Annotated in this window: 20 protein-coding genes; 11 read left to right on the top strand and 9 right to left on the bottom strand. The window is 73.7% G+C overall.

What is annotated here, in order from left to right:
* Nucleotides 1–79: 79 nt before the first annotated feature.
* From ACIQNG_RS14215 to ACIQNG_RS14205, 3 genes are all read right to left on the bottom strand, one after another.
* Entirely contained in the window at nt 80–562 is a 483-nt protein-coding gene (locus tag ACIQNG_RS14215; RefSeq protein ID WP_401484943.1) for a universal stress protein, read from the bottom strand.
* Nucleotides 563–668: 106 nt separating this feature from the next.
* Nucleotides 669–2708: a serine/threonine-protein kinase gene (locus tag ACIQNG_RS14210; protein WP_401484941.1), complete on the bottom strand. Its 2040-nt coding sequence runs from the start codon at nt 2706–2708 to the stop codon at nt 669–671.
* Nucleotides 2709–2760: 52 nt separating this feature from the next.
* Nucleotides 2761–3768 (bottom strand): LacI family DNA-binding transcriptional regulator, encoded by a 1008-nt coding sequence (locus tag ACIQNG_RS14205; RefSeq protein WP_401430841.1) that lies wholly within the window; start codon nt 3766–3768, stop codon nt 2761–2763.
* A gap of 168 nt (nt 3769–3936) precedes the next feature.
* Between ACIQNG_RS14205 and ACIQNG_RS14200 the strand changes: the two genes are divergently transcribed.
* The 8 genes from ACIQNG_RS14200 to ACIQNG_RS14165 all read left to right on the top strand — a co-directional run bounded on the left by ACIQNG_RS14200 (nt 3937) and on the right by ACIQNG_RS14165 (nt 14483).
* Entirely contained in the window at nt 3937–4671 is a 735-nt protein-coding gene (locus tag ACIQNG_RS14200) for a hypothetical protein (protein WP_401484939.1), read from the top strand.
* A 290-nt stretch (nt 4672–4961) separates the two neighbouring features.
* Complete coding sequence (locus ACIQNG_RS14195) at nt 4962–5747, top strand: cyclase family protein (RefSeq protein WP_401484937.1); 786 nt, start codon at nt 4962–4964, stop codon at nt 5745–5747.
* A complete protein-coding gene (locus tag ACIQNG_RS14190) occupies nt 5747–7390 on the top strand; it encodes a thiamine pyrophosphate-binding protein (protein WP_401484935.1) in 1644 nt (547 codons plus the stop codon). Before ACIQNG_RS14195 ends, ACIQNG_RS14190 begins: the two co-directional genes overlap by 1 nt.
* A 150-nt stretch (nt 7391–7540) precedes the next feature.
* Complete coding sequence (locus ACIQNG_RS14185; protein ID WP_401484933.1) at nt 7541–8125, top strand: hypothetical protein; 585 nt, start codon at nt 7541–7543, stop codon at nt 8123–8125.
* Between the two features lie 240 nt (nt 8126–8365).
* Nucleotides 8366–9484, top strand: a complete 1119-nt coding sequence (locus ACIQNG_RS14180; protein WP_401484931.1) for a substrate-binding domain-containing protein — start codon at nt 8366–8368, stop codon at nt 9482–9484.
* A gap of 11 nt (nt 9485–9495) precedes the next feature.
* Nucleotides 9496–11313: a beta-galactosidase family protein gene (locus ACIQNG_RS14175; RefSeq protein ID WP_401484929.1), complete on the top strand. Its 1818-nt coding sequence runs from the start codon at nt 9496–9498 to the stop codon at nt 11311–11313.
* A gap of 66 nt (nt 11314–11379) precedes the next feature.
* Nucleotides 11380–12435 carry a hydroxyacid dehydrogenase gene (locus ACIQNG_RS14170; RefSeq protein WP_401485110.1) on the top strand — a complete coding sequence of 352 codons (1056 nt, stop codon included), beginning with the start codon at nt 11380–11382 and terminating at the stop codon, nt 12433–12435.
* Nucleotides 12436–12599: 164 nt separating this feature from the next.
* Nucleotides 12600–14483, top strand: a complete 1884-nt coding sequence (locus ACIQNG_RS14165) for an ABC transporter ATP-binding protein (protein ID WP_401484927.1) — start codon at nt 12600–12602, stop codon at nt 14481–14483.
* A 109-nt stretch (nt 14484–14592) separates the two neighbouring features.
* Here the strand turns inward: ACIQNG_RS14165 and ACIQNG_RS14160 are convergent, their stop codons facing one another.
* The gene (locus tag ACIQNG_RS14160; protein ID WP_401484925.1) at nt 14593–14994 is read right to left on the bottom strand and encodes a DUF5997 family protein; all 402 of its coding nucleotides are present in this window, start codon (nt 14992–14994) and stop codon (nt 14593–14595) included.
* 58 nt (nt 14995–15052) lie between these two features.
* Between ACIQNG_RS14160 and ACIQNG_RS14155 the strand changes: the two genes are divergently transcribed.
* On the top strand, nt 15053–15856 hold the full coding sequence (locus ACIQNG_RS14155) for a LysR substrate-binding domain-containing protein (RefSeq protein WP_401484924.1): 804 nt from the start codon (nt 15053–15055) through the stop codon (nt 15854–15856).
* 29 nt (nt 15857–15885) lie between these two features.
* On the opposite strand, the gene ACIQNG_RS14150 is transcribed toward ACIQNG_RS14155, so the two are convergent.
* Complete coding sequence (locus ACIQNG_RS14150) at nt 15886–16581, bottom strand: HAD family hydrolase (protein WP_401484922.1); 696 nt, start codon at nt 16579–16581, stop codon at nt 15886–15888.
* A 46-nt stretch (nt 16582–16627) separates the two neighbouring features.
* Complete coding sequence (locus ACIQNG_RS14145; RefSeq protein ID WP_401430821.1) at nt 16628–17104, bottom strand: Lrp/AsnC family transcriptional regulator; 477 nt, start codon at nt 17102–17104, stop codon at nt 16628–16630.
* Between the two features lie 353 nt (nt 17105–17457).
* Between ACIQNG_RS14145 and ACIQNG_RS14140 the strand changes: the two genes are divergently transcribed.
* Nucleotides 17458–18951, top strand: coding sequence for an FUSC family protein (locus ACIQNG_RS14140; protein ID WP_401484920.1), 1494 nt, complete (start codon nt 17458–17460; stop codon nt 18949–18951).
* A gap of 217 nt (nt 18952–19168) precedes the next feature.
* On the top strand, nt 19169–20209 hold the full coding sequence (locus ACIQNG_RS14135; RefSeq protein ID WP_401484918.1) for a lactonase family protein: 1041 nt from the start codon (nt 19169–19171) through the stop codon (nt 20207–20209).
* 139 nt (nt 20210–20348) lie between these two features.
* On the opposite strand, the gene ACIQNG_RS14130 is transcribed toward ACIQNG_RS14135, so the two are convergent.
* The 3 genes from ACIQNG_RS14130 to ACIQNG_RS14120 form a co-directional block, all read right to left on the bottom strand.
* The gene (locus tag ACIQNG_RS14130) at nt 20349–21272 is read right to left on the bottom strand and encodes a sirohydrochlorin chelatase (protein ID WP_401484916.1); all 924 of its coding nucleotides are present in this window, start codon (nt 21270–21272) and stop codon (nt 20349–20351) included.
* A gap of 95 nt (nt 21273–21367) precedes the next feature.
* Nucleotides 21368–22375 (bottom strand): N-acetylglucosamine kinase, encoded by a 1008-nt coding sequence (locus ACIQNG_RS14125; RefSeq protein ID WP_401484914.1) that lies wholly within the window; start codon nt 22373–22375, stop codon nt 21368–21370.
* Nucleotides 22372–23049, bottom strand: coding sequence for a uracil-DNA glycosylase (locus ACIQNG_RS14120; RefSeq protein ID WP_401430811.1), 678 nt, complete (start codon nt 23047–23049; stop codon nt 22372–22374). The genes ACIQNG_RS14125 and ACIQNG_RS14120 overlap by 4 nt, the downstream gene beginning before the upstream one ends.
* Nucleotides 23050–23053 lie beyond the last annotated feature (4 nt).

The following is a 23053-nucleotide window of genomic DNA, read 5'->3' as shown; positions in this document are numbered from 1 at the left end:
CTACCCGAAGGGCGGTCGGAGCGCCAGCCGGGACCGCACGGGCACACCGCACCCGCCTACGAACGACCGCAGGCGGCACCTACCGCACGGCGTCCGGTGTCTGCTCCGGTCGTACGACGACCACCGGACACGCCGCGTGCTGGGCGACACGCTGACTGACCGAGCCCAGCATCGCCCGGGCGAACCCGCCCCGCCCCCGACGGCCCACGACCACCAGGTCGGCGCCCTCCGAGGCACGGATCAGCACCTCCGACGGGTCACCCTCCACGAGCACCTCCCGCAGCCCGGCCGGACGCTCGTCGCCGAAGACCGACTGCAACTCGGCCGCGAACCGCTCGTGCGCCTGCTCCAGATCGAACTCCGGATCGATCGCGGGCCCGGTCCAGCCGGCCGACGACGGGGTGTCCCAGGCGTACACCACCTCCACGACCGCCCCGGTCTCCCGCGCGTACCCGGCCGCCCAGCGCAGCGCCGCGTGCGACGTCGGTGAACCGTCCACCCCCACGACCACCCGTCGCACCGGCTCACGTACCGGGACACGTACCGGGTCAGAGGAACCCATGGCCACCTCGCTCAGCGTCGATGTCTCCGCACCCACGCTGCCCGGACCCACGGCCCCGCGCCAGCCGGGACGTGCCACCGGAGGAGCCGCCCGCCGTCCGGCCGCCTCACGCCCCGCCGCGCCACACCTTCACGTCCAGCGTGGCCGACGGCGTCCCCGAGGCGCCCCGGAACGTCACCAGCCCCACATGTCCGGTTCCGCTGATCACACACATCTGCCGGCCGGGCGTGAGTTCCGCGACCCAGAGGTAGCTCTTGAATCCGGTCGCCGCCCTGCACGCCTGGAGGCTCCCGGCGCGGCCCGCCGGAAGGAGGGCCAGCGAACTGCCCGAGTCGGTACCGGGGGCGAGGACCGCGCCCGAGGAGTAGACGGCGTAGGTCAGATCCTCGTCGGCCGACCCGGTGTCCGCCTCGGGCCGCACCGGAGTGTCCGCCAGATACAGGTCCTGGCTCCTGGTCATCCGCAGTCCCGGGTACGACACCGCCGTCGGGCCCTTGGGCGCGGCGGGCTCGCGGGAGGCGGCGGCCGGGGGCGCGGAGGTCGCCTCGCGGGAGGCACTCGGCGCACCCGAGGGCGGCGGTGGCTGCGCCGACCGGCCCCGCTCGGGCTTCTTCGACGTACGCGCGGACGCCTCCAGCGACACCGACGGGGACTCCCGCGGGCGCTCGGCCGTGCGCGTGGACGCCAGCTCCTGGGCCCGGTCGTCGACCCGGTCCCGGTCGTTCGGCATGAACAGCACCGCGGCCCCCGCACCGCACGCCACCAGCACCACCGCGGCGGCGGACAGCAGCCACACCGGCGCCCGACGGCGACGGCCACCGCCCGCGTCCACGGGGGCGGTCCGCGCCGAATGAGGTCCGTCGTGCCCGGGCACCGGCTGCTGCGATCCCGGGGGCTGCTGTCGGTAGGGCTGAGGTGCAGGGGGGCTGTACGCGTGCGGCTGATGCTCCTGCGCCTGCTGGGACGGCTGCTGGGACGGCCATTCTTGGGACGGCCACTGCTGGGACTGTGGCTGCTGTGCTTGCGCCGCCTGCTGCGGCTGCTGCCAAGGAGCCCCGGCGTACTGTCCCGGCGCCCCGGCGGCTCCCGGCCCCGTCGGCGCGTACCCCGTACCGGCACCGGCGGCCACCCCCGGGCCCGCGGGCGCGTACCCCACGGCCGCCCCGAACGCCCCGGAACCCGAGGCTCCGGTCGCCGTCGCCCCCGTGCCCCGGGCCTGATCGGCGCTCGCGGCCATCGCCGCCGCCCCGGCCGCCAGCACGCCCGGCAGCCACGCGCCGGACGCGAACCTGGCCTCGTCGCCGCGCCGCGCCTGGATCGCCTGGACGGCGCGGATGACCTCAGCGGGGGCGGGACGTTCACCGGCGGGCTTGCGCAGGCACCCGGCGATCAGTTCCCGCAGCTCGGGCGGGACCCGGCCCAGATCGGGCTCCTCGTGGATCACCCGGTACAGCACCGCGTGCGAGTCCCCGCCCCCGAACCCGGCGCTGCCCGTCGCCGCGAACACGGCCGTCTGCCCCAGCGCGAACACATCGGCCGCCGACGTGGCCTCCCCGCCGAGCACCTGCTCCGGCGCCATGTACGCGACCGTTCCCAGCGCCATCCCGCTCTGCGTCACCGACGTGGTGTCCGTGGCCCGCGCGATCCCGAAGTCGATGACCCGCGGTCCGTCCGCGGCGAGCAGCACGTTCGACGGCTTGAGGTCCCGGTGCACGACCCCCGCGCGATGCACCGCCTGGAGCGCCTCGGCGACCCCGGCGACCAGCCGCAGCACCGTGTCGACGGGCAGCGGCCCATGGTCCCGTACCGCGTCCGCGAGGGAGGGACCCGGCACGTACGCCGTCGCGCACCACGGCACCGGTCCCTCGGTGTCGCTGTCGACCACCGGGGCGGTGTAGAGCCCGTGCACCCGGCTCGCGGCCGTGACCTCGGCCCGGAAGCGGGTACGGAACTCGGCGTTCTCCGCCAGCTCGGGCCGGATCACCTTGACCGCGACGGCCCGCCCGCCCGGCGTGTGGGAGAGATACACCCGCCCCATCCCGCCGGAGCCGAGCCGCGCCACCAGCCGGTAGCCGCCGACGAGTCGCGGGTCACCGTCCTGCAGCGGTCCGAAACTCCCCGCCGTGTCCCCACCGTTGCTCAGCACGTCCGCTCCACCCCGTGTTCCGCCGTGTGCCGGCCCATTGGACCACGGTCGTTCAGCCCGGTGCCTGCCCGGTCGAGCCGCGCACCACCAGCTCCGGTTCGAAGAGCAACTCGCCCGGCGGGACGTCACCGCCCTGGATCTGGGTGGAGAGCAGCTCCACGGCCGCCCGGCCCATGGCCTCGATCGGTTGACGGACCGTGGTCAGCGGCGGTTCGGTGCAGCTCATCAACGCGGAGTCGTCGTACCCGACCACCGAGACCCCACCGGGAACCTCCAGCCCCCTTCGGCGGGCCGCCCGTACGGCGCCCAGCGCCAGCGGGTCGCTCGCACAGATGATCCCGGTGACCCCCCGCTCCAGCAGCCGGGACGCCGCGGCCTGACCGCCCTCCAGGGAGAACATGGTCCGCTCCACCCGCTCCCCGGGCAGCTCCCGGCCCGACTGCCGCGCCGCCGCCTCGGCCGCCGCGAGCTTGCGCCGGGAGGGCACATGGTCCAGCGGGCCGAGGACCAGCCCGATCCGCTCGTGCCCGAGCGAGACCAGATGCCGCCACGCCTGGTCGACGGCCACCGCGTCGTCGCAGGCGACACACGGGAACCCGAGGTCGGCGATGGCCGCGTTCACCAGCACCACCGGGATCATCCGGTCGGCGAGCAGCTTGTAGTGGTCGTGCGGGGCGTCGGCCTGGGCGAACAGCCCACCCGCGAACACCACCCCGGACACCGCCTGCTGAAGCAGCAGTTCCACATAGTCCGCCTCGGACACCCCGCCCTTGGTCTGGGTGCACAGCACCGGCGTGAGCCCCTGCTGGGCGAGGGAGCCGCCGATCACCTCCGCCAGCGCCGGGAAGATGGGGTTCTGCAACTCGGGCAGGACCAGCCCGACCAGCCGGGCGCGTTCGCCGCGCAGTTGGGTGGGGCGTTCGTAGCCGAGCACGTCGAGCGCGGAGAGCACCGACTGCCGGGTGGTCTCGGAGACCCCCGGTTTGCCGTTCAGCACCCTGCTGACCGTGGCCTCGCTGACCCCGACCTTCCGGGCCACCTCGGCGAGTCGTCGCGTCATGCGCGCCACATTAGTGCAGGCCCGCTACCAAAGTTGCGGCGCCGTAGACCAACGGCCGATGGCGGATCGCGCCCACCGGCCGCCACACTCGAACCGCGATCTGACGACCTGGCCACCGGTGAGCGAACGAGCACCGGCGACGGCCACACATCGGGGGACGAGAGGCACATGGACAGGGTGAAGCGGCAGCGGCCCGCGGCGGAACGGCGCCGGGGACCGGGCGAGCGGACCGCCGGGGGGACGACCGTCATCGCGGAGTCGGCCTGGCTCACGGTGTTCGTCTGCGTCGGGTGCGGACTCGGTGGCGGTTGGCTGATCACCCTGCTCGCCGGATGGCTCACCGCACTGCCGTGGGCCCCCCTCCAGGGCCCCGCCGAACTGATCACCTCCGTTCCCGAACCCGGCCTCACCCTCGGCGGCATCACCGTGGGCGGGCTGCTCGGACTGCTGGTCGGCTTCCTCGCGGTCCATGAGGCGCTGACCGTCGCCGTCCACGCCGAACGCGTCGTCCTGACCGTCCGTGACAGCGACCAGGAGTTCACCGCGGACCGGATCGCCCTGGCCGTCCGCGACGGCAGACAGCTCGTGCTGCTCGACCCGGACGGCAGGGAACACGCGCGGGAGCGCAGCGGCCTGTCCTGGCGCCAGGTGGCCGAGGCATTCCGCGCCCACGGGTACGCCTGGGCCGACGAGGACCCGTACCGCGAGGACTTCCGCCGCTGGGTCCCCGGCACCCCCGGCCTGCCCGAGGGCGCCGACGCCCTGCTGATCGCCCGCGCCGAGGCACGCAAGAAGGACGACAGCGCCGACGCCCACGAACTGCGCCGGGAACTGAACCGCCTCGGCGTGGCCGTACGGGACGAGGGCAGACGACAGTACTGGCGGACGCCACGCCGCCCATGACGCCGCGCCGCCCATGACGCCGCGCCGCCCATGACGCCACGCCGCCCATGACGCCACGCCGCCCATGACGCCACGCCGCCCCGCCCCGCCCACGACGCCACGCCGCCCACGACGCCGCCCCGCCCACGACGCCGCCTTCGTGGGGACTGATCCGAGGTACGCGGGCGCCCCGTGTCGGCCGGCGACCGGCACACACCGCCCCGGGCTGCGATGCTGTCCTTCGAAGTGGCACCCACCTGCCCCTCGCGCCGGTCTGTCGTCCGTCGTCCGTCATGCCAGGGAGGCACCACATGCCCGAGCCGTCGTCCGTTCTCGCCGCGCTCGTGTCCGCACTGCGAGGCGGGTCGATCGAGGTCGTGGACCTCACCTCGCCCCTGTCGTCGTCCACCCCGATCATCCAACTGCCCCCGGAATTCGGTCAGACGGCCGTGTTCGAACTGGAGGAGATCAGCCGCTACGACGACCGGGGACCCGCCTGGTACTGGAACAACTTCCGCACCGGCGAACACACCGGCACCCACTTCGACGCGCCGAACCACTGGGTCACCGGCAAGGAACTCGACGACGTGGCGTCCGTCCCCGCCCGCCGGCTGATCGCCCCCGCCGCCGTCCTGGACTTCACCGCCGAGGCGGCGCGGGACGCGGACTTCCTGGTCGAGGTCGACCATGTGCGGGCGTGGGAGGCGGAGCACGGGCCGCTGCCCGACGGCGGCTGGCTGCTGCTGCGCACCGGCTGGGACGCCCGTTCGCACAGCCAGGAGACGTTCGTCAACGCGGACGAGAACGGCCCGCACACCCCAGGACTCTCCCCGGAGTGCGCCCGCTGGGTGGCACAGGAGTCACCGGTGATCGGCCTCGGCGTGGAGACGGTCGGCACCGACGCCGGCGGCGCCCACTCCTTCGACCCGGTGTTCCCCTGCCACTCCTACCTCATGGGCAGCGACAAGTACGGGCTGACCCAGTTGCGCAATCTGGCCGCGCTGCCGCCGACCGGCGCCGTCGTGATCGCCGGACCCCTGCCCATCGTCACCGGGTCCGGTTCCCCCGCTCGGGTCCTCGCCCTGGTGGAGCGCTGATGCGGGTCGCGGAGGCGGTGGGCCGGGCCCTCGCGGCGTCCGGCGTCGACCATGTCTTCGGGGTGGTGGGCTCGGGCAACTTCCATGTCACCAACGCCCTGATCGCCGCCGGCGCCCGCTTCGTCGCCGCCCGGCACGAGGGCGGCGCGGCGACCATGGCCGACGCGTACGCGCGTACGAGCGGGCGGGTCGCCGCACTCACCGTCCATCAGGGGCCGGGTCTGACCAACGCCCTGACCGGCATCACGGAGGCGGTCAAGAGCGGCACCCCGCTCGTCGTACTCGCCCCCGAGGCGACCGAACCCCGGTCGAACTTCCACCTCGACCAGGAAGCGCTCGTCCGCGCCGTCGGCGCCACCACCGTACGGATCACCTCGGCCCGGGACGCGGTGGAACGGACCGGCGGAGCGATCAACACCGCCGTGGCCGGACGCACCACCGTCGTCCTCGCCCTCCCCCTCACCGTGCAGTCCGAGGAGGTGCCCGACCCCACCGCCGCGGAGCGGCTCGGACCGCCTCCCGCGCGCGAGCCGGTCGAGCCGACGGACGCCGACACCGCGGCCCTCGCCCGGCTGCTCGCGGACGCCCGCCGCCCGGTCTTCGTGGCGGGGCGCGGCGCCCGCGGCCCGGCCGCCCGGGACGCCCTCACGGCCCTCGCCGAGCGGTACGGCGCCCTGCTCGCCACCTCGGCCGTCGCCCGCGGCCTCTTCCCCGACGACCCCTGGTCCCTGGGTGTCTCCGGCGGCTTCGCCTCCCCTCTGGCCGCCGAACTCGTGCAGGGCGCCGACCTGATCGTCGGCTGGGGCTGCGCGCTGAACATGTGGACCATGCGCCACGGCCGGCTGATCGGCCCGCGGACCAAGGTCGCGCAGATCGACGACGTCCCCTCCGCCCTGGGCGCCCACCGCCCGGTGGACCTCGGGGTCACCGGCGACGTGGAACGCACCGCGCGACGCGTCCTGGAGACGGACACCGGAACCCACCAGGGCTACCGCACCCCGGAGACCGGGGCCGCCATCGCCGCCCGCGCCCACTGGCGCGATGTGCCCTACGACGACGACAGCACCCACGAACGCATCGACCCCCGCACCCTCAGCATCGTCCTCGACACCCTCCTCCCCGCCGAGCGGGTGATCGGCGTGGACTCGGGCAACTTCATGGGCTACCCGAGCGTGTACCTCTCCGCGCCCGACGAGAACGGCTTCTGCTTCACCCAGGCGTTCCAGTCGATCGGCCTCGGCCTGGCCACCGCGATCGGCGCCGCCCTGGCCCGCCCCGACCGGCTCCCCGTGGCCGCCCTCGGCGACGGCGGCGCGCTCATGGGCGCCGCCGAACTCGACACCGTACGACGGCTGGGCCTGCCGATGGTGGTCGTGGTCTACAACGACGACTCCTACGGCGCGGAGGTCCACCACTTCGGCCCGGACGGACACCCCCTGGGGACCGTGGAGTTCCCGCCGACCGACCTCGCCGCCGTGGCCCGCGGATACGGCTTCGAGACGCTCACCGTCCGCTCGGCCGACGACCTGAAGGGAGTCGGGAACTGGCTCGCCGGTCCCCGCTCCGCGCCCCTGCTGATCGACGCCAAGGTGACCCGCGACCGGGGCGCGTGGTGGCTGGAAGAAGCGTTCAGAGGCCACTGAACCCGCACGCAAGGGGATCGCACACATCGCAAAGGCATCGGACACACGTCGGTAGGGGATCGAACAAGTGGGTTCGCGGGACGTGCAACCATCCGGCGATATGGGGTGTCCAAGTACACATCCCAATATCGCCCTCCCTAGGGGGATGTCATGGCACGCAAACGATCTGTGCTCGCCGCGCTCGCTCTGCTGAGCACCACCGCCGTCATGGTGGCCGCGCCCGTCGGCGCGGCGGCCCCGGCGGCCACCGCCTCCACGGCGTCGGCCTGCCCGACCGGCTGGGGCAGTCTCGACAAGACCCGCACCGCCACGACGACGGCGTCGGTCACCGACGTCAGGACCGGCCGCCAGGACTGCTACGACCGCATGGTCATCGACGTCCCCGGGGCGGGCACCGGCCTCGGCCACCTCGTCCGCTACGTCGACCGCCTCCACCAGGACGGCTCCGGCACCCACATCCCCGTCGGCGGGGGAGCGATCCTGGAGGTCCGCGTCGCCGCGCCCGCCTACGCCCCCGCCACCGGCGAAGCCACCTACCCGGGCCGACCGGGCAAACCCCTGCCCGGTGTCAGCCTCACCGGCTACCGCACCTTCCAGGACGCCCGCTTCGCCGGCAGCTTCGAGGGCGAGACCCAGATCGGCCTCGGCGTCCGGGGCCGACTCCCCTTCCGAGTCCAGGTGCTGACGGACCGGGTCGTGGTGGACGTGGCCCACTCCTGGAGCGCGACACGGTGAGGCGCCTCCGATGACGAGCACCCGCCGGAGGCCCTCGGCGACGCACACCGAAGTCCGCACACCGAAGTCCGCACACCGAAGTCCGCCCGCGGAGAGCCACCTGCGGAGAGCCTCCCGCCGAGAGCCACCCGTACCCCCATGCTCATGTGCCTGATTGTCTGAGCAGAAACGTTCGTGTTCGATCACCGGGCCGCTAGGCTCCTGATCTGCCCGACGGACGACACGGGGGAGCCCGTTCACGTGCATGCCGAAGACAGGCACCAGGCGATCCTCGAACGCCTGCGTGAGCGGGGTTCCCTCCGGGTCTCGGAGATGGCCCAGGTCCTGAGCGTCTCCGCGATCACCGTCCGCCGCGACGTGGAGTCCCTCGCCGAACGCGGGCTCCTCACCCGGGTGCACGGCGGTGCCGTACTGCGTGCCGGACTGCCGGGGCCCCGGGCGCACCCGGTCGCCGTCACCCCGGCCGTGCCGCCGCGCGTCGCCCGGGCGGACGGCCGCCCTCTCGTCCTCGGACTGATCGTCCCGGCCGCCGACTACTACTTCCCCGAGATCATCAAGGGCGCCCGCGCAGCCGCCGCCGAGCGGGGCATCCGTCTGGTGCTGGGCATCTCGCAGTACGACCCCGAGGAGGAACGCGCCCAGGTCCGGCGGATGGTGGAGGACGGCGTGGACGGACTGCTGATCACTCCGTGCGGCCCGCCGGACCCGACCACCGGCACCGGAGTGCCCCACGTCCTCATTGAGCGCCGCCCCGACACCGACGCCTGGGGCGAGGAACGCGTCGTCACCGATCACGCCCACGGCGCGCGGATCGCCGTACGCCATCTCGCCGAGGCGGGCCGGGAACCGATCGCGCTGCTGCTGCGCGAGGACAGTCCGCACGCCGCACTCGTCCTGGACGGCTACCTCTCCGGGCTGGCCGCCGTCGGACTGCCGCCGGGCGAGGCCGCCGTGTTCCGGCTGCCGGCGCCGCACACCGACCCCGCCGAACGCGAGCGCCTGTTCTCCGCGTTCGCGGACCGAGCCGTGAGCGGCACGCTGACGGCCGCGCTCGTGCACAACGACCACGACGCCATCGTCGCCTTCCAGCGGCTGCGGGCCCGCGGCGTCGACATCCCCCGCGGGCTGGCGCTCGTCGCCTACGACGACGAGGTGGCCGCCCTCGCCGACATCCCGCTCACCGCGGTCGCCCCGCCCAAACGCGCGGTCGGCGCCGCCGCCGTGGACCTGCTCGTCCACCGCCTGGCCACCCCGGACCGCCCGGCCCACCGCGTGTCGATCCTCCCCGTACTGAACATCCGCGAGTCGACCGTCCCGCCCACCGGCGTGCCGCCCGCCCGGAGCCACGGCCTGTCCTGAGGAGAGCGCTCATGTTCACGATCTCGCCCGAGGGTTTCTCGCTCGACGGCCGCCCGCTGCGCCTGCTCTCGGGCGCCCTGCACTACTTCCGCGTCCTGCCCGAGCAGTGGCCGCACCGGCTGCGGATGCTGCGCGCGATGGGCCTGAACACCGTCGAGACCTACGTCCCGTGGAACCTCCACGAGCCACGCCCCGGCGCCTACGACTTCTCGGGCATCGCCGACCTGGACCGCTTCCTGCACACCACGCGGGAGGAGGGCCTGCACGCGATCGTCCGCCCCTCGCCCTACATCTGCGCCGAATGGGAGAACGGCGGACTGCCCTGGTGGCTGTCGGCCGACCCCGAGGTCCGCGCCCTGCGCTGCCGGGACGCCGCCTACCTGGCCCATGTGGACCGCTGGTACGACCGACTCGTCCCGCTGCTGGCCGCCCATCAGACCACCCGCGGCGGCAACGTCCTGATGGTCCAGGTGGAGAACGAGTACGGCTCCTACGGCACCGACACCGGCTACCTCCAGCACCTGGCCGACGGACTGCGCACCCGGGGCATCGACGTACCGCTGTTCACCTCCGACGGCCCCGACGACTTCTTCCTCACCGGCGGCACCCTGCCCGCCACCCTGGCCACCGTGAACTTCGGCAGCCGCGCCGGTGACGCCTTCCGTTCACTGGCCCGCCTGCGGCCCGACGACCCGCCGCTGTGCATGGAGTTCTGGTGCGGCTGGTTCGACCACTGGGGCGCCGAGCATGTCGTACGCGATCCCGAGGACGCCGCCGCCACCCTCACCGACATCCTCGACGCGGGGGCCTCCGTCAACCTCTACATGGCCCACGGCGGCACCAACTTCGCCACCTGGGCCGGCGCCAACACCGAGAACCCCACGACCGGCGAGCGCTATCTGCCGACGGTGACCTCCTACGACTACGACGCCCCGATCGACGAACGCGGCGCCACGACGAAGAAGTTCTGGGCGTTCCGCGAGGCACTCGCCCCGTACGCGGACGGCCCGCTCCCCGACCCCGAACCGCCCGCCCCCCTCCTGCCGCCCACCCGCGTCGAACTCACCGCATCACTCCGCCTGTCCGACACTCTCGACACCCTGGCCGGCCCGACCGCGCGGGCCGCCCTGCCCCCGTCCTTCGAGGAACTCGGCACCCCCCACGGACTGGTCCTCTACAGCACCCGCATCCCCGGACCCCGGCAGCCGTACCCGCTCTCGGCCCAGGGCCTCGCCGACCGGGCCCACGTCTACGTCGACGGAACCCACGCCGGGGTCCTGGAGCGCGACGGCACCACCGAACTCCCGGACATCCCCGTCCCGGCCGAGGGCGCACGCCTCGATCTGCTGGTCGAGTCCATGGGCCGGGTCAACTACGGCGTCGCCCTGGGCGACCGCAAGGGCGTCCGGCGCGTGCTCCACACCCAGCAGCACCTGCACGGCTGGACCGCCCGCCCGATCGAACTGGGCCACGGCACCCCCGACCGGCTCACCTGGGACAGCAGAGCGGACAGCCGGGCACCCGCGACCGAGCCTCCCGGCACGGCGCCGTCCCCCGCACCGACGGGGCCGGTGTTCCTGCGCGGCACCCTGGACGTGTCCGAACCCGCCGACGCCCACCTGGCACTCCCGGAAGCGGGCAAGGGCTACGTCTGGGTCAACGGCTTCTGCCTGGGCCGGTACTGGCGGTCCCGCGGCCCCCAGCGCACGCTCTACCTCCCGTGGCCGCTGCTGCGCCCGGGCCGCAACGAGATCGTCGTACTGGAACTGGACGCTGACCTGGGAACCGTGCCGAGCGCCGTGGAGACCCGGACCGAGCCGGACCTCTGATCCCTGATGTCCGTTCGGCCGCCGGGACGGTCATGTCCATTGACTGCGATCGATCGTGCGCGAATGATGTCCGACGTTCACCTCGCTCCCGGGAGCCGCCCAGTGACGCCCTCGCCCCGCCGCCCCCGCACCGTCCTCGCCATGGACGCCCCCGTCCGCGAGGCGCTGTTCGACCGGGCCGCGCTCGAACGGCTGGCAGCCGTCGCCGACGTCGACCCGGACCTGCTCGTCCAGGACTTCGCCGACCCGGCCGCGGCCGACGCCCTCGGCGCGACGGAGGCCCTGCTCACCGGCTGGGGCTGCCCCCCGATCACCGCCGGGGCCCTGGCGCTCATGCCCCGGCTGCGCACCGTCGTACACGCCGCGGGCTCGGTGAAAGAGCATGTCACGCAAGCCTGTTGGGACCGCGGCATCACCGTCGCCTCGGCGGCCGACGCCAACGCCGTGCCCGTCGCCGAGTTCACGGTCGCCGCGATCCTCTTCGCGGGCAAGCGCGTCCTGCGCGCGGCCCGCGCCTACCGCGAACAGCGCACGGCGATCGACCCCTTCCGGCTGCTCGCGGACGGCGGCAACCACCGCCGCACGGTCGGGGTCGTCGGCGCCTCACGCATCGGGCGACGCGTCATCGAACTGCTCAGCCCCTACGACCTCGACCTCCTGCTGCACGACCCCTATGTGGACGCCGACCGGGCGAAGGCATGGGGCGTGCGGAGCGTCCCGCTCGACACCCTGGCCCGCTCCAGCAGCATCGTGACGATCCACGCCCCCGCGCTCCCGGAGACCCGTCACCTCTTCGACCGTGCCACCCTCGCCCTGCTGCCCGACGGGGCCACCCTCATCAACACGGCCCGCGGCTCCCTGGTCGACACCGAGGCACTCACGGCGGAACTCGTCGCCGGCCGCCTCGACGCGGTCCTCGATGTGACCGACCCCGAAGTCCCGGACCCCGCCTCGCCGTTGTACGACCTGCCGAACGTCCTGCTCACCCCGCACATCGCCGGCTCCCTCGGCAATGAGCTGCCCCGGCTGACCCAGGCCGCGCTGGACGAACTGGACCGCTACGCCCGAGGACTGCCGTACCTCGCCCCGGTACGGGCGGAGGACCTTACCCACTCCGCCTGACCCCGGAGGCCGGACCCGGGACGCCGGAGCCGGGACGCCGACCCGAATGTCCACCCGATGTCGACCCGAGTGTCGACTCGGGATGCGGCCTCGGGATGCCGCATTCAGCGGGTCGGCCGCGGGAGGTTGACCTCAACGAAGCTTGAGGTTCTACCGTCTCCGGCATGAGCATGGAGACCACCGCCTGGATGCAACTCCAGAACGTCATGAACGCCCACGAGAGCCGCCGGCCCCTGGCCCGCGCGACCCTGCGCCGGATCGCCGTCTTCGCCCGACCGCACCGCCGCCGCATCATCCAGTTCGTCCTGCTCGGCGTGGTGACCGCCCTGCTCGCCGTCGCCACACCGGTCCTCGCGGGGCGGGTCGTGGACGCGATCGTCTCGGGCGGCGAGGAGAGCACCGTCGTACGCCTCGCCGTGCTCATCGCGGTGATCGCGCTGGCCGAGGCGGCGCTCGGGCTGCTCGCCCGCTGGCTCTCCGCCACCCTGGGCGAGGGACTGATCCTCGATCTGCGGACGACCGTCTTCGACCATGTGCAGCGCATGCCGGTCGCGTTCTTCACCCGCACCCGCACCGGGGCGCTCGTCAGCCGCCTCAACAACGATGTGATCGGCGCCCAACGCGCCTTCAGCAACACCCTCTCCGGCGTGGTCAGCAATGTGGTGACCGTGCTCCTCACCCTCGCCGTGATGCTCACCCTCTCCTGGCAGATCACCCTCCTCTCCCTGGTGCTGCTTCCGGTGTTCGTGGTGCCCGCCCGCTGGATGGGCAGCCGCATGGCCCGGCTCCAGCGCGAGGCGGCCGACCTCAACGCGGCCATGGGCACCCGGATGACCGAGCGTTTCTCGGCACCCGGCGCCACCCTGGTCAAGCTGTTCGGACGGCCCGGCGAGGAGTCGACGGAGTTCGCCGTCCGGGCCCGCCGGGTCCGGGACATCGGGGTCCGCACGGCCATGGCCCAGTCCGCGTTCATCACCGCCCTGACCCTGGTCTCCGCCCTCGCGCTGGCCCTCGTCTACGGGCTCGGCGGCTGGTTCGCCCTGCGCGGCACCCTGGAACCGGGCGCCATCGTCGCCCTCGCCCTGCTCCTCACCCGTCTCTACGCCCCGCTCACCTCCCTCGCGGGCGCCCGTGTGGAGGTGATGACCGCCCTGGTGAGCTTCGAGCGGGTCTTCGAGGTCCTCTACCTGCCGCCGCTGATCGAGGAGAAGCCGGACGCCCGCGCGGTCCCCGACGGTCCGGTGGCCGTCGAGTTCGACCAGGTGCGCTTCGCCTACCCGGCCGCAGACAAGGTCTCCCTCGCCTCCCTGGAGGAGGTGGTCTCCCTCGACACCCGCGGCGGCGCCGACGTCCTGCACGGGATCTCCTTCCGGGCCGAACCCGGCTGGACCGTCGCGCTCGTCGGCTCCTCGGGCGCCGGGAAGTCCACCATCGCGAGCCTGCTGCCCCGCCTCTACGACACCGACGAGGGCGCCGTACGCCTCGGTGGCGTCGACGTACGCGACCTCAGCGCCCGGTCCCTGCGCGAGACGCTCGGCATGGTCACCCAGGACGGCCACCTCTTCCACGAGTCGGTCCGCGCCAACCTGCTCCTCGCCCGGCCCGAAGCCACCGACGACGACCTGTGGGACGTCCTGCGCCGGGCCCGCCTGGAAGCGCTCGTACGGTCACTGCCGGACGGGCTCGACACGATCGTGGGCGAACGCGGCTACCGTCTCTCCGGCGGTGAGCGCCAGCGCATGACCATCGCGCGGCTGCTCCTGGCCCGCCAGCGCGTGGTGATCCTGGACGAGGCCACCGCCCACCTGGACAACACGTCCGAGGCCGCCGTCCAGGAGGCGCTCGCCGAGGCGCTGGAAGGGCGCACCGCGGTCGTGATCGCCCACCGGCTGTCCACCGTGCGCGCCGCCGATCTCATCCTCGTGGTCGAGGAGGGCCGGATCGTGGAACGGGGCACGCACGATCAACTGGTCGCGCGGGACGGCCGGTACGCGGAGCTGTACCGGACCCAGTTCAAGGAGCCGCTGGAGGTCGACGCGGTGGCGTAGGGACCGCCGGGGGCGAGGACCCGGCGGCGGAGGCGCCCGGGGGACCTTCCTCGTGGGAGGTCGTGGGAGGCCGTGGGAGATACGGGGAGCGGCGAAGTGGAGGGGAGCGTCAGTCGCGCGGTCCGGGCCCGGCCGCCCGCTCGGTGTCGCGCTGCTTCAGCCGCTCCGCCTCCTTGCGCACCTCGGCCTGGGTCGCCTGCTCCTTCTCCAGCCACTCGGGCCGCTCCTGCCTGAGCGCCTCGATCTGCTCGGTGGTGAGCGGCTCGGTCACCCCTCCGCGCGCGAGGCCGGCGATGGAGACACCGAGCCTGGCCGCGACCACCGGACGCGGGTGCGGGCCGTTGCGTCGCAGCTCGCGCAGCCACTCGGGCGGCTCGGCCTGGAGCTGGTTCAGCTCGGCACGCGAGAGCACACCCTCCTGGAACTCGGCGGGGGTGGCGGGAAGGTACACACCCAGCTTCTTCGCCGCGGTCGCGGGCTTCATGGTCTGGGTGGTCGGGTGCGACTTCATGCTGTCCAGACTATCCGCCGACGACGAGACATCCGACCACAGCCGGTAGCCTGGCGAGGTGACAGGCTCCGACGCACCTCCCTCGTTCCGGCTCGCGTACGTCCCCGGGGCGACCCCCGGCAAGTGGGTGCGGATCTGGCAGGAGCGCCTGCCCGGCACCCCGCTCACACTGCTCGCCGTACCGGCGGCCGAGGCATCCGACCTGTTGCGTGACGGACAGGCGGACGCGGGAATCGTCCGCCTCCCGGTCGATCGAACGGTCCTCAGCGCCATCCCGCTCTACACCGAGGCGACCGTCGTCGTCGTCCCCAAGGACCATCTGATCACCGCGGCCGACGAGGTGTCCGTCGCCGACCTGGCCGACGACGTGGTCCTCCACCCGCTGGACGACGTGCTCGACTGGCCCGAACTCCCCGGCCGCCCCGCCGTGGAACGCCCCGCGACCACCGAGGACGCGATCCAGCTGGTGGCGGCCGGCGTCGGTGTCCTGGTCGTCCCGCAGTCCCTCGCCCGCTTCCACCACCGCAAGGACATCACTTTTCGCCCGGTCGTGGACGCCCCGCAGTCCAGTGTGGTCCTGTCCTGGCCCGAGGAGGCCACGACCGGTCCGGTCGAGGATTTCATCGGCATCGTCCGCGGCAGGACCGTCAACAGCACCCGCGGCCGGACCAAGGACGAGCGCCCCGCCGACACCGGCACGGGAGCCGGTAAGGCCCCGTCGTCCGCGAAGAAGCCCGCGGCGGGCAAGAAGGCGGCGACAGGCCGGAACGCCTCGGCGGGCAGGAAGCCCACGGGCGGCGGCCGGGCACGCGGCGCCACCGGCGGCGGGGCGAAGCGGGGCCGCCCGCGCCGACGCTCCTAGAGGCTGTCGTCCGGAGCCGCCCCGGCCCCTCAGGACGTCGGTGCCGACCGGACGAGCCAGTCGTACGCCTGCCGTGCGGTGAACTCGGCCTGGCCGCCCCGCAGCAGCAGCCCCGCCGTCGCGAACTCCGGGGCGTCGGCCTGAGCGGCCACGTACGGCAGCGCGATGCACCGCATCCCGGCGGCGTGTGCCGCCGCCGCACCGGGAGCCGCGTCCTCCAGCACCACACAGTCGGCGGGCTCGGCGCCGAGCCGTCGCGCCGCCTCCAGGAAGACATCGGGCGCGGGCTTGCCGTGGTCCACCTCGTCGGCGGAGACGACGATGCGCAGATGGGTGTCGAGTCCGGTGTTGGCCAGCACCGCCTCGATGGCCTCGACCGAGGAACCCGACGCCACGGCCATGGGAACCCCGTGCGCGGCCAGCAACTCCACGAACGCCCGCATCTCGGGGTAGGCGCGTGACGAGGTCCGGGCGAGGGCCAGGTAGTGCCGGTTCTTGGCGGTGAGCAGTTCGTCGACGGAGGTCGTGAGCCCGTACCGGCGCTTCCAGTCGGTGACCGTCTCCAGGGTGCTGATACCGACGTACTCCTCGTGCTCGCTCCAGGAGAAGTCGGGCACACCGTGCTCGGCCAGCACCTGCCGGCCGGCCTCGTAGTAGTGGGGCTCGCTGTCCACGAGCGTTCCGTCGAGATCGAAGATGACCGAGAGGGCGCCAAGAGTGCTCATACGGTTCAGCATGCCAAGAGTGAGCACAGAAGAGATCACCGGGTGATCATTTGCTCACCGAGCGGCCGATCGACTCGACCAGCGGCAGCAGGCGGTGCGGCACCCGCTCGCGCAGCGCCACCTCCGTACGGGTCCGGACGACCCCCGGAAGATTGATCAGCTTCTGGACCACATCCTCCAGATGCGCGTTGTCCCGCGCCACGACCCGGGTGATCAGATCGCCCCCACCGGTGATCGAGAACGCCTCGACGATCTCCGGTACGGAGGCCAGCTCGTCCCCCACGTCGTCCAGATGTCCCTGGGTGACCTCGATGTGCACGAAGGCGAGCACCGGATGGCCGAGCGCCGCGGGGGAGAGGGCCGGTCCCGTGCCGGTGATCACACCCTCCCGCTCCAGTCGGTCGAGCCGGGCCTGGAGGGTGCCGCGCGCGACCCCGAGGAGCCGCGCGTACTCGCGCACGCTCGTGCGCGGCTGTTCCAGCAGCAGACGCAGAATGCGGGTGTCCAGCTCGTCCACGGCCATGGAACCGGCCCTCCTCCTCGACCCCGGCCCGTCCTTGTCGATCTTCACCGACTGTACAGCGGTCCGGTGGGCGACTGGCGCACTCGGTCCCGCGAGGTAGTCCGTTGGCCCGCTTATGGACGACCAGAAAGCGCCTTCTCCGAGCCATTGGCCCACTGATTCCGAGGTCGTTTGAGCCAGCGCCTCAAGGGTGCTCTCATGGTGGTGTCAACGGCGCTGCGGATCCCGCGGCGCCTTTCTCATGCGCGTTCGATCTTCCGGTGCGCGTCTCAGGGGCCCGACGCTCAGGAGCGTCACGGGGGTTTCCGGGTGCGTGGGCGATCGGGTCGGCCGAGGGCAAGGGGGCGAAAGCAGTGCTGAAGACGGTGTTCACGGCTCCGGACCCGGGCCGGGTGCGGCTGCGCTTCGCCGCGCGCGCCGTGCTCGGCATCGGCCTGGCGGTCCTCGTCTGCGGTCTCGCCGGGCACTCCCTCGTCGGCGCCGTCACCGGCGGCCTCGCCGCGCTGCTCGCCCTCTTCACCGTCACTGACGCCACCGTCCGCGGACAGGCGGTCACCACCGCCCTGCTCCCGGTGGTCGGCCTGCCCGTGCTCGCCGCCGCGGCCGGGCTCCATGACCAGCCCCTCGCCCGCGACCTGGTCTTCCTCACGGTGGTCGGCGTCGGCGTGTACGCCCGCCGCTGGGGGCCGCGCGGACACAGCCTCGGCGTGTTCGCGTTCATGACCTACTTCGTCGCCCAGTTCCTGCACGCCACACCCCGGCAGCTCCCCGAGCTGTACGCCGCGATGCTGCTGTCGGTCCTGGTCGCGGCCACCGTCCGCTTCGGCCTGTGGTGCTACGAGCGCCGGCTTCCGCCCGCCCCGGCGCCCGCGCCGCCCGACGGCACCGGACTGGCGCGCGTCACCACCCGACAGGCCGTCCAGGCCACCGTCGGCGCGGGCTTCGCGCTGGTCGTGGGACAGCTCGTGTCGGGGGAGCGCTGGTACTGGGCGGTCGGCGCCGCCTGGTGGGTCTTCGTCAACACCGCCTCGCGCGGGGAGACCCTGGTCAGGGGCTTCCGCCGGGTCCTCGGCACGGTCCTCGGCATCGGACTCGGCCTGCTGGTCGCCCTGCCCCTGCACACCGCCGCGGCGCCCACGGCCGTGATCCTCGCCGGCTGTGTGTTCGGGATCTTCTACACGGCCGCCGTCTCGTACACCTGGATGATGCTCTGGGTGACGCTGCTGGCCTCGCTGCTCTACGGTCTGCTCGGCGTCCTCGACCCCGCCCTCCTCGCGCTGCGGCTCGCCGAGACCGGGGTCGGCGCCCTGGGCGCCGCGCTCGCCGTCCTGTTCGTGCTGCCGGTCACCACGCACGCCGTCACGGACGGCTGGATCCAGCGCGCGTTGCGCTGTGTGCACGCCTGCACGGCGGAGGCCACCGCCCGCCTCGCCGGCGACCCGCACGCCGACCCGGCGCCGCGCGTGGCCGAACTCGAACAGTTCCTGGGCCGGGTGAGGCTCTCGGTCGCCCCGCTCGTCCACCCGCTGAACCCGATGTCCGGCCGCAAGCGGCGGGCCCGCCGGGTGCTCGCCCTGCTGGACGACTGCGCGCGCGAACTGCGCGGCCTGGTCGCCGTGGCCGCGGACCCCGTGGCCTCGCACGACGCCCGCCTGACGGCGGCCTGCTGGCGGGTGGAGACGGCGGTGGAGGCGCTGACCGGGGGCGCCGCCGGATGGACCGCCCCGGCCCCGGAGCCGCACCCGGACGCCCCCGCCCTGGCCCATCTGCACCGCTTGGAACGCGCCCTCGCCGAACTCGCCACCCCCTTGCGCGCACCCACCGGCTCCCCGCTGGTGGGCGCCTGACCGGGTGCCGCACACCGCAGGGCCCGAAGACGGCAATTGCACGCCGTACGGCCGCCGCGGACACGCCGAGGCCACCGCCCACGCCGGGCCCCGGCGCGCGAAGACCCGTCCGATTCCCCACCACCCTTGGTCTAGACCGCCGTAGATCGACTGCTACCGTCACCTCGGACAGGCACACCCAACGCGTGACGGACACAGCCACCGAGAGGGGACAGCGGTGACACACGGCGGCAGAGGGCGCACAGGACAACGGGCGTTCATCGGGTCGTTCACAGCGGCCGGCGGTCCCGGAGTCGTCACGGCGGCCGTGGACCCGCACGACGGCGCGCTGACCGTGCTCAGCGGCGTGGACGGCGTCCCCGACCCCTCCTACCTCACCCTGTCACCCGAGGGCGACATGCTCTACGCGGTCAGCGAGACGACCGAGGGCGCGGTGGCCGCCTACCGCGTGGACGGCGACACGCCCGAACCCGCGGGCCCGCCCGTGTCCATCGGCGGCAGCGGCCCCACCCACCTCAGCGTGCACGCGGGCCACGTCCTGACCGCCAACTACGGCTCCGGCAGCGTCAGCGCCCTGCCCCTGCGCCCGGACGGCGGCCTCGCCACCACCCCCTCCGACGTGCTCACCCACACGGGCGCCGGCCCCCACACCCCGCGCCAGCAGGGCCCGCACGCCCACCAGGTCCAGCCCGACCCCAGCGGACGCTGGGCCGTCAGCGTGGACCTCGGCACCGACTCCGTACGCGTGTGCACCCTCACCGAAGGCCGCCTCGCCCTGCACCGCGAGATCGCGCTGCGCCCCGGCTCCGGCCCCCGCCACCTCGCCTTCCACCCGCAGGGCTCGCACGCCTACGTCGTGAACGAACTCACGCCCACGGTCACCGTCTGCCGCTGGGACGCCGTCGACGGTTCGCTCAAGCCCCTGTCCGAGGTGCCGCTGCTGGCCGACTCCCCGGACGGCGACGCGTACCCGTCGGGGATCGCGGCCTCGCGCGACGGACGGTTCGTGTGGACCGCCACCCGCGGCGAGGACGTCCTGTCCGTGCTCGCCGTCGACGGCGACGAACTCCGGCTGGTGGCGACCGTCCCCTGCGGCGGTCACTGGCCGCGCGCCCTCACCGAGTCCGGCGGCCGTCTCTACGTCGCCAACGAACGCTCCGGCGACGTGACCTGGTTCGCCCTGGACCCGGCCACCGGCCTGCCCCGTCGCGCGGGTTCGATCCGGGTCCCGGCCGCGTCCTGCGTGGTCTTCGACTGAGCCACGCGCCACGCCACACCTCGCCACGCCACACCTCGCTGCGCCACGCCTCGCCACGCTGCGACACGCCGACGGGCCCGCTCCCACGGGGGGAGCGGGCCCGATGTCGTCCGTCGGTCGTGCCGTGCGCTCAACGCGCTCAGCGCACCGGCGCGCCCTGCGCCTGCTGCGGCGCGATGCCCAGCGCCGTCGTGTACTTGGCGAGCGCCAGCTTTCCGATCGCCGGATACGGGCCCAGCGCCTCGGCGGCGGAGCAGCCGGCCTCGGTCGCGGCGGCGACGAGCAGGGCCGGGTCGATCTCCGGGCCGATCAGATACGGCGCCAGCGCCAAATGGTGCGAACCCGAGGAACGCAACTGCTCGGCGACCCGCGCGATCGAGCCCTCCTCGTCCAGCGCGGCGGCCATCACCGGCACGGCGAGCCGCGCGGCCAGCAGCATGCCCGTGATCCCGGCCGCCTGCACGGCCTCCTCGCCGCCCACGGAGGCCAGCACGATGCCGTCGGCGGCGGTGGCGACGGTGAACAGCCGGGCGCGGTCGGCGCGGGCCAGCCCGGCCTCCGACAGCCGTACGTGCAGCGCTTCGGCGAGCAGCGGGTGCGGGCCCAGCACATCGGTCAGCTCGGCGGCGACCCGGCTGTCCATCACGGCCTGGCGGACCTGGCGCAGCAGCGCGTTGTCCGGGCCGGCCAGCAGCGGCACGACGACCGCGACGGGCCCCTCGGGCTCCTTGGCCTCCACACCGGCGGCGAGGGCCTGCTCGTAGCGGGCGGCGCGCTCGTCGGCCGTGTAGGCCAGCATGGCGGACAGCGAGGGGAACTCCTCGTTGTCGCCGTCCACGTAACCGATGCGCGCGTCCAGGCCGGGCAGCTCGGAACGGGCGATGCTCACGATCTCCTCGGCGATGCCGCGGGTGGCGGCGCTGGGCGTGCCGGGCACCGCGAGAACGAGGGCGGGTGCGCCCTCGGGAGCCGCGAGCGGCTCGGGGCGGCGGTGCCGGCCCGGCTGTCGGGGTCGCGGCATTCGTACGGGCAGGCCGGGGGTGGGCCCAGTGGAGGAGCTCATGGCGCCGCATGTTACTGGCTTCCTGGGCTCCCCTGTTCGGGGAGGGGGCTGGTGAGCGGTATCCGTCCGGTTTTGTCTGATGGGTTACGTACGCATCAGTAAGGACGGTCATCCGATCGGCCGGACGTGCGCGTCACCGACAGCATGTTCCTGTCGTACGGGAGCGGCATCGCGCCGGTCGCCAGGCTCGCGGCGAGGGACACCGAGCCGTGCAGCGGATCGCCCTCGGCGGGCACCCGCCGCGCGTGCGGCAGACGCGCGGTCAACTCGGCCTCCAGCGGCCCGAGCAGGGGCGGCCCCATCTTGAACAGGCCGCCGGTGAGCGCCACGCGCGGTTCGCCCCCGGCGGGGCAGACGGCCGCCGCCGAGTCGGCCATGTGCCGGGCGGCGGCCCGCAGGATGTCCGCCGCGACCGGGTCCTCGTCGGCGCACGCGGCGACATGCGGCGCGAACGAGGCCAGTACGGCGGGCCGGTCGGTGCGCGGATACACCGCTGCGGGCAGTGCCTCCGGCGGCCCGAACTCCTTCTCCGCGCGCGCCAGCAACGGCCCCGAACCACCGGGCCGCCCGTCGTGCGCGCGCAGCGCCGCCTCCAGCCCCGCCCGCCCGATCCAGGCGCCGCTGCCGCAGTCGCCCAGCAGATGCCCCCAGCCGTCGGCCCGGTGCCACCGCACGAGATCGGTGCCGATCGCGATGAGCCCGGTCCCGGCCGCCACCACCGCGCCCGGCCGCGCCCCGAGCGCACCGGCGTACGCGGTGACGGCGTCGGCGGCCAGCGCGACCGTCTCCACGCCGAACTCCCGGTGCAGGGCGCCCGGCAGTTCCGCGCGCAGACCCTCGCCGAGGGTGCCGAGACCGGCCGCTCCCACGACGGCCGTGCCCGGCGTGCGCACTCCCGTCTCCTCGGCCAGTGACCGGACCATCGGCACCAGTTGGCGCAGCAGATGCTCCGGGTCGATGCCGCGCGCCCCGGTGCGGACGGGCTGGGCGGAGTCCCGCTGGGCGAGGGCGCCGCGGGCCGCCGTACCGACGATCACGCGCAGGCCCGAGCCGCCCGAGTCGACGGCGAGGAACGCCGGGTCCGGGTCCCCGCCCGCCGTCACGGCAGACGCCAGTCGACCGGCGGGCCGCCCTGGGAGATCAGCAGATCGTTGGCGCGGCTGAACGGCCGCGAGCCGAAGAAGCCCCGGTCCGCGGACATCGGTGACGGATGCGCCGACTCCACCGCGGGCAGACTGCCCAGCAGCGGGCGGAGATTGCGCGCGTCCCGGCCCCACAGGATCGACACCAGCGGCTTGCCCCGCGCCGCGAGCGCCCGGATCGCCTGCTCGGTGACCTCCTCCCAGCCCTGTCCCCGGTGGGCGCCCGGCTTGCGCGGGGCCGTGGTCAGCGCCCGGTTCAGCAGCAGCACACCCTGTTGGGTCCAGGGGGTCAGATCACCGTTGGACGGCTGCGGCAGCCCCAGGTCGGTGTGCATCTCGCGGTAGATGTTGATGAGGCTGCCGGGCAGCGGCCGGACGTCCGGCGCCACCGAGAAGGACAGCCCGACCGCGTGCCCCGGGGTGGGGTACGGGTCCTGTCCGACGATCAGCACGCGTACGTCGTCGAAAGGCTGCTGGAAGGCGCGCAAGACGTTCGGTCCGGCCGGGAGATAGGTGCGTCCGGCGGTGATCTCCGCGCGCAGGAAGTCGCCCATTCCGGCGATCCGTCCGGCGACCGGTTCCAGGGCCTTCGCCCAGCCCGCTTCGACGATCTCATGCAAGGGTCGTGATGCCACGGGT

The organism is Streptomyces sp. NPDC091377, assembly GCF_044757045.1.
In the GTDB taxonomy this organism is placed as follows: domain Bacteria; phylum Actinomycetota; class Actinomycetes; order Streptomycetales; family Streptomycetaceae; genus Streptomyces.
Note: the sequence above shows the minus strand (reverse complement) of the source record. Positions and strands in the feature narration are given on the sequence as shown.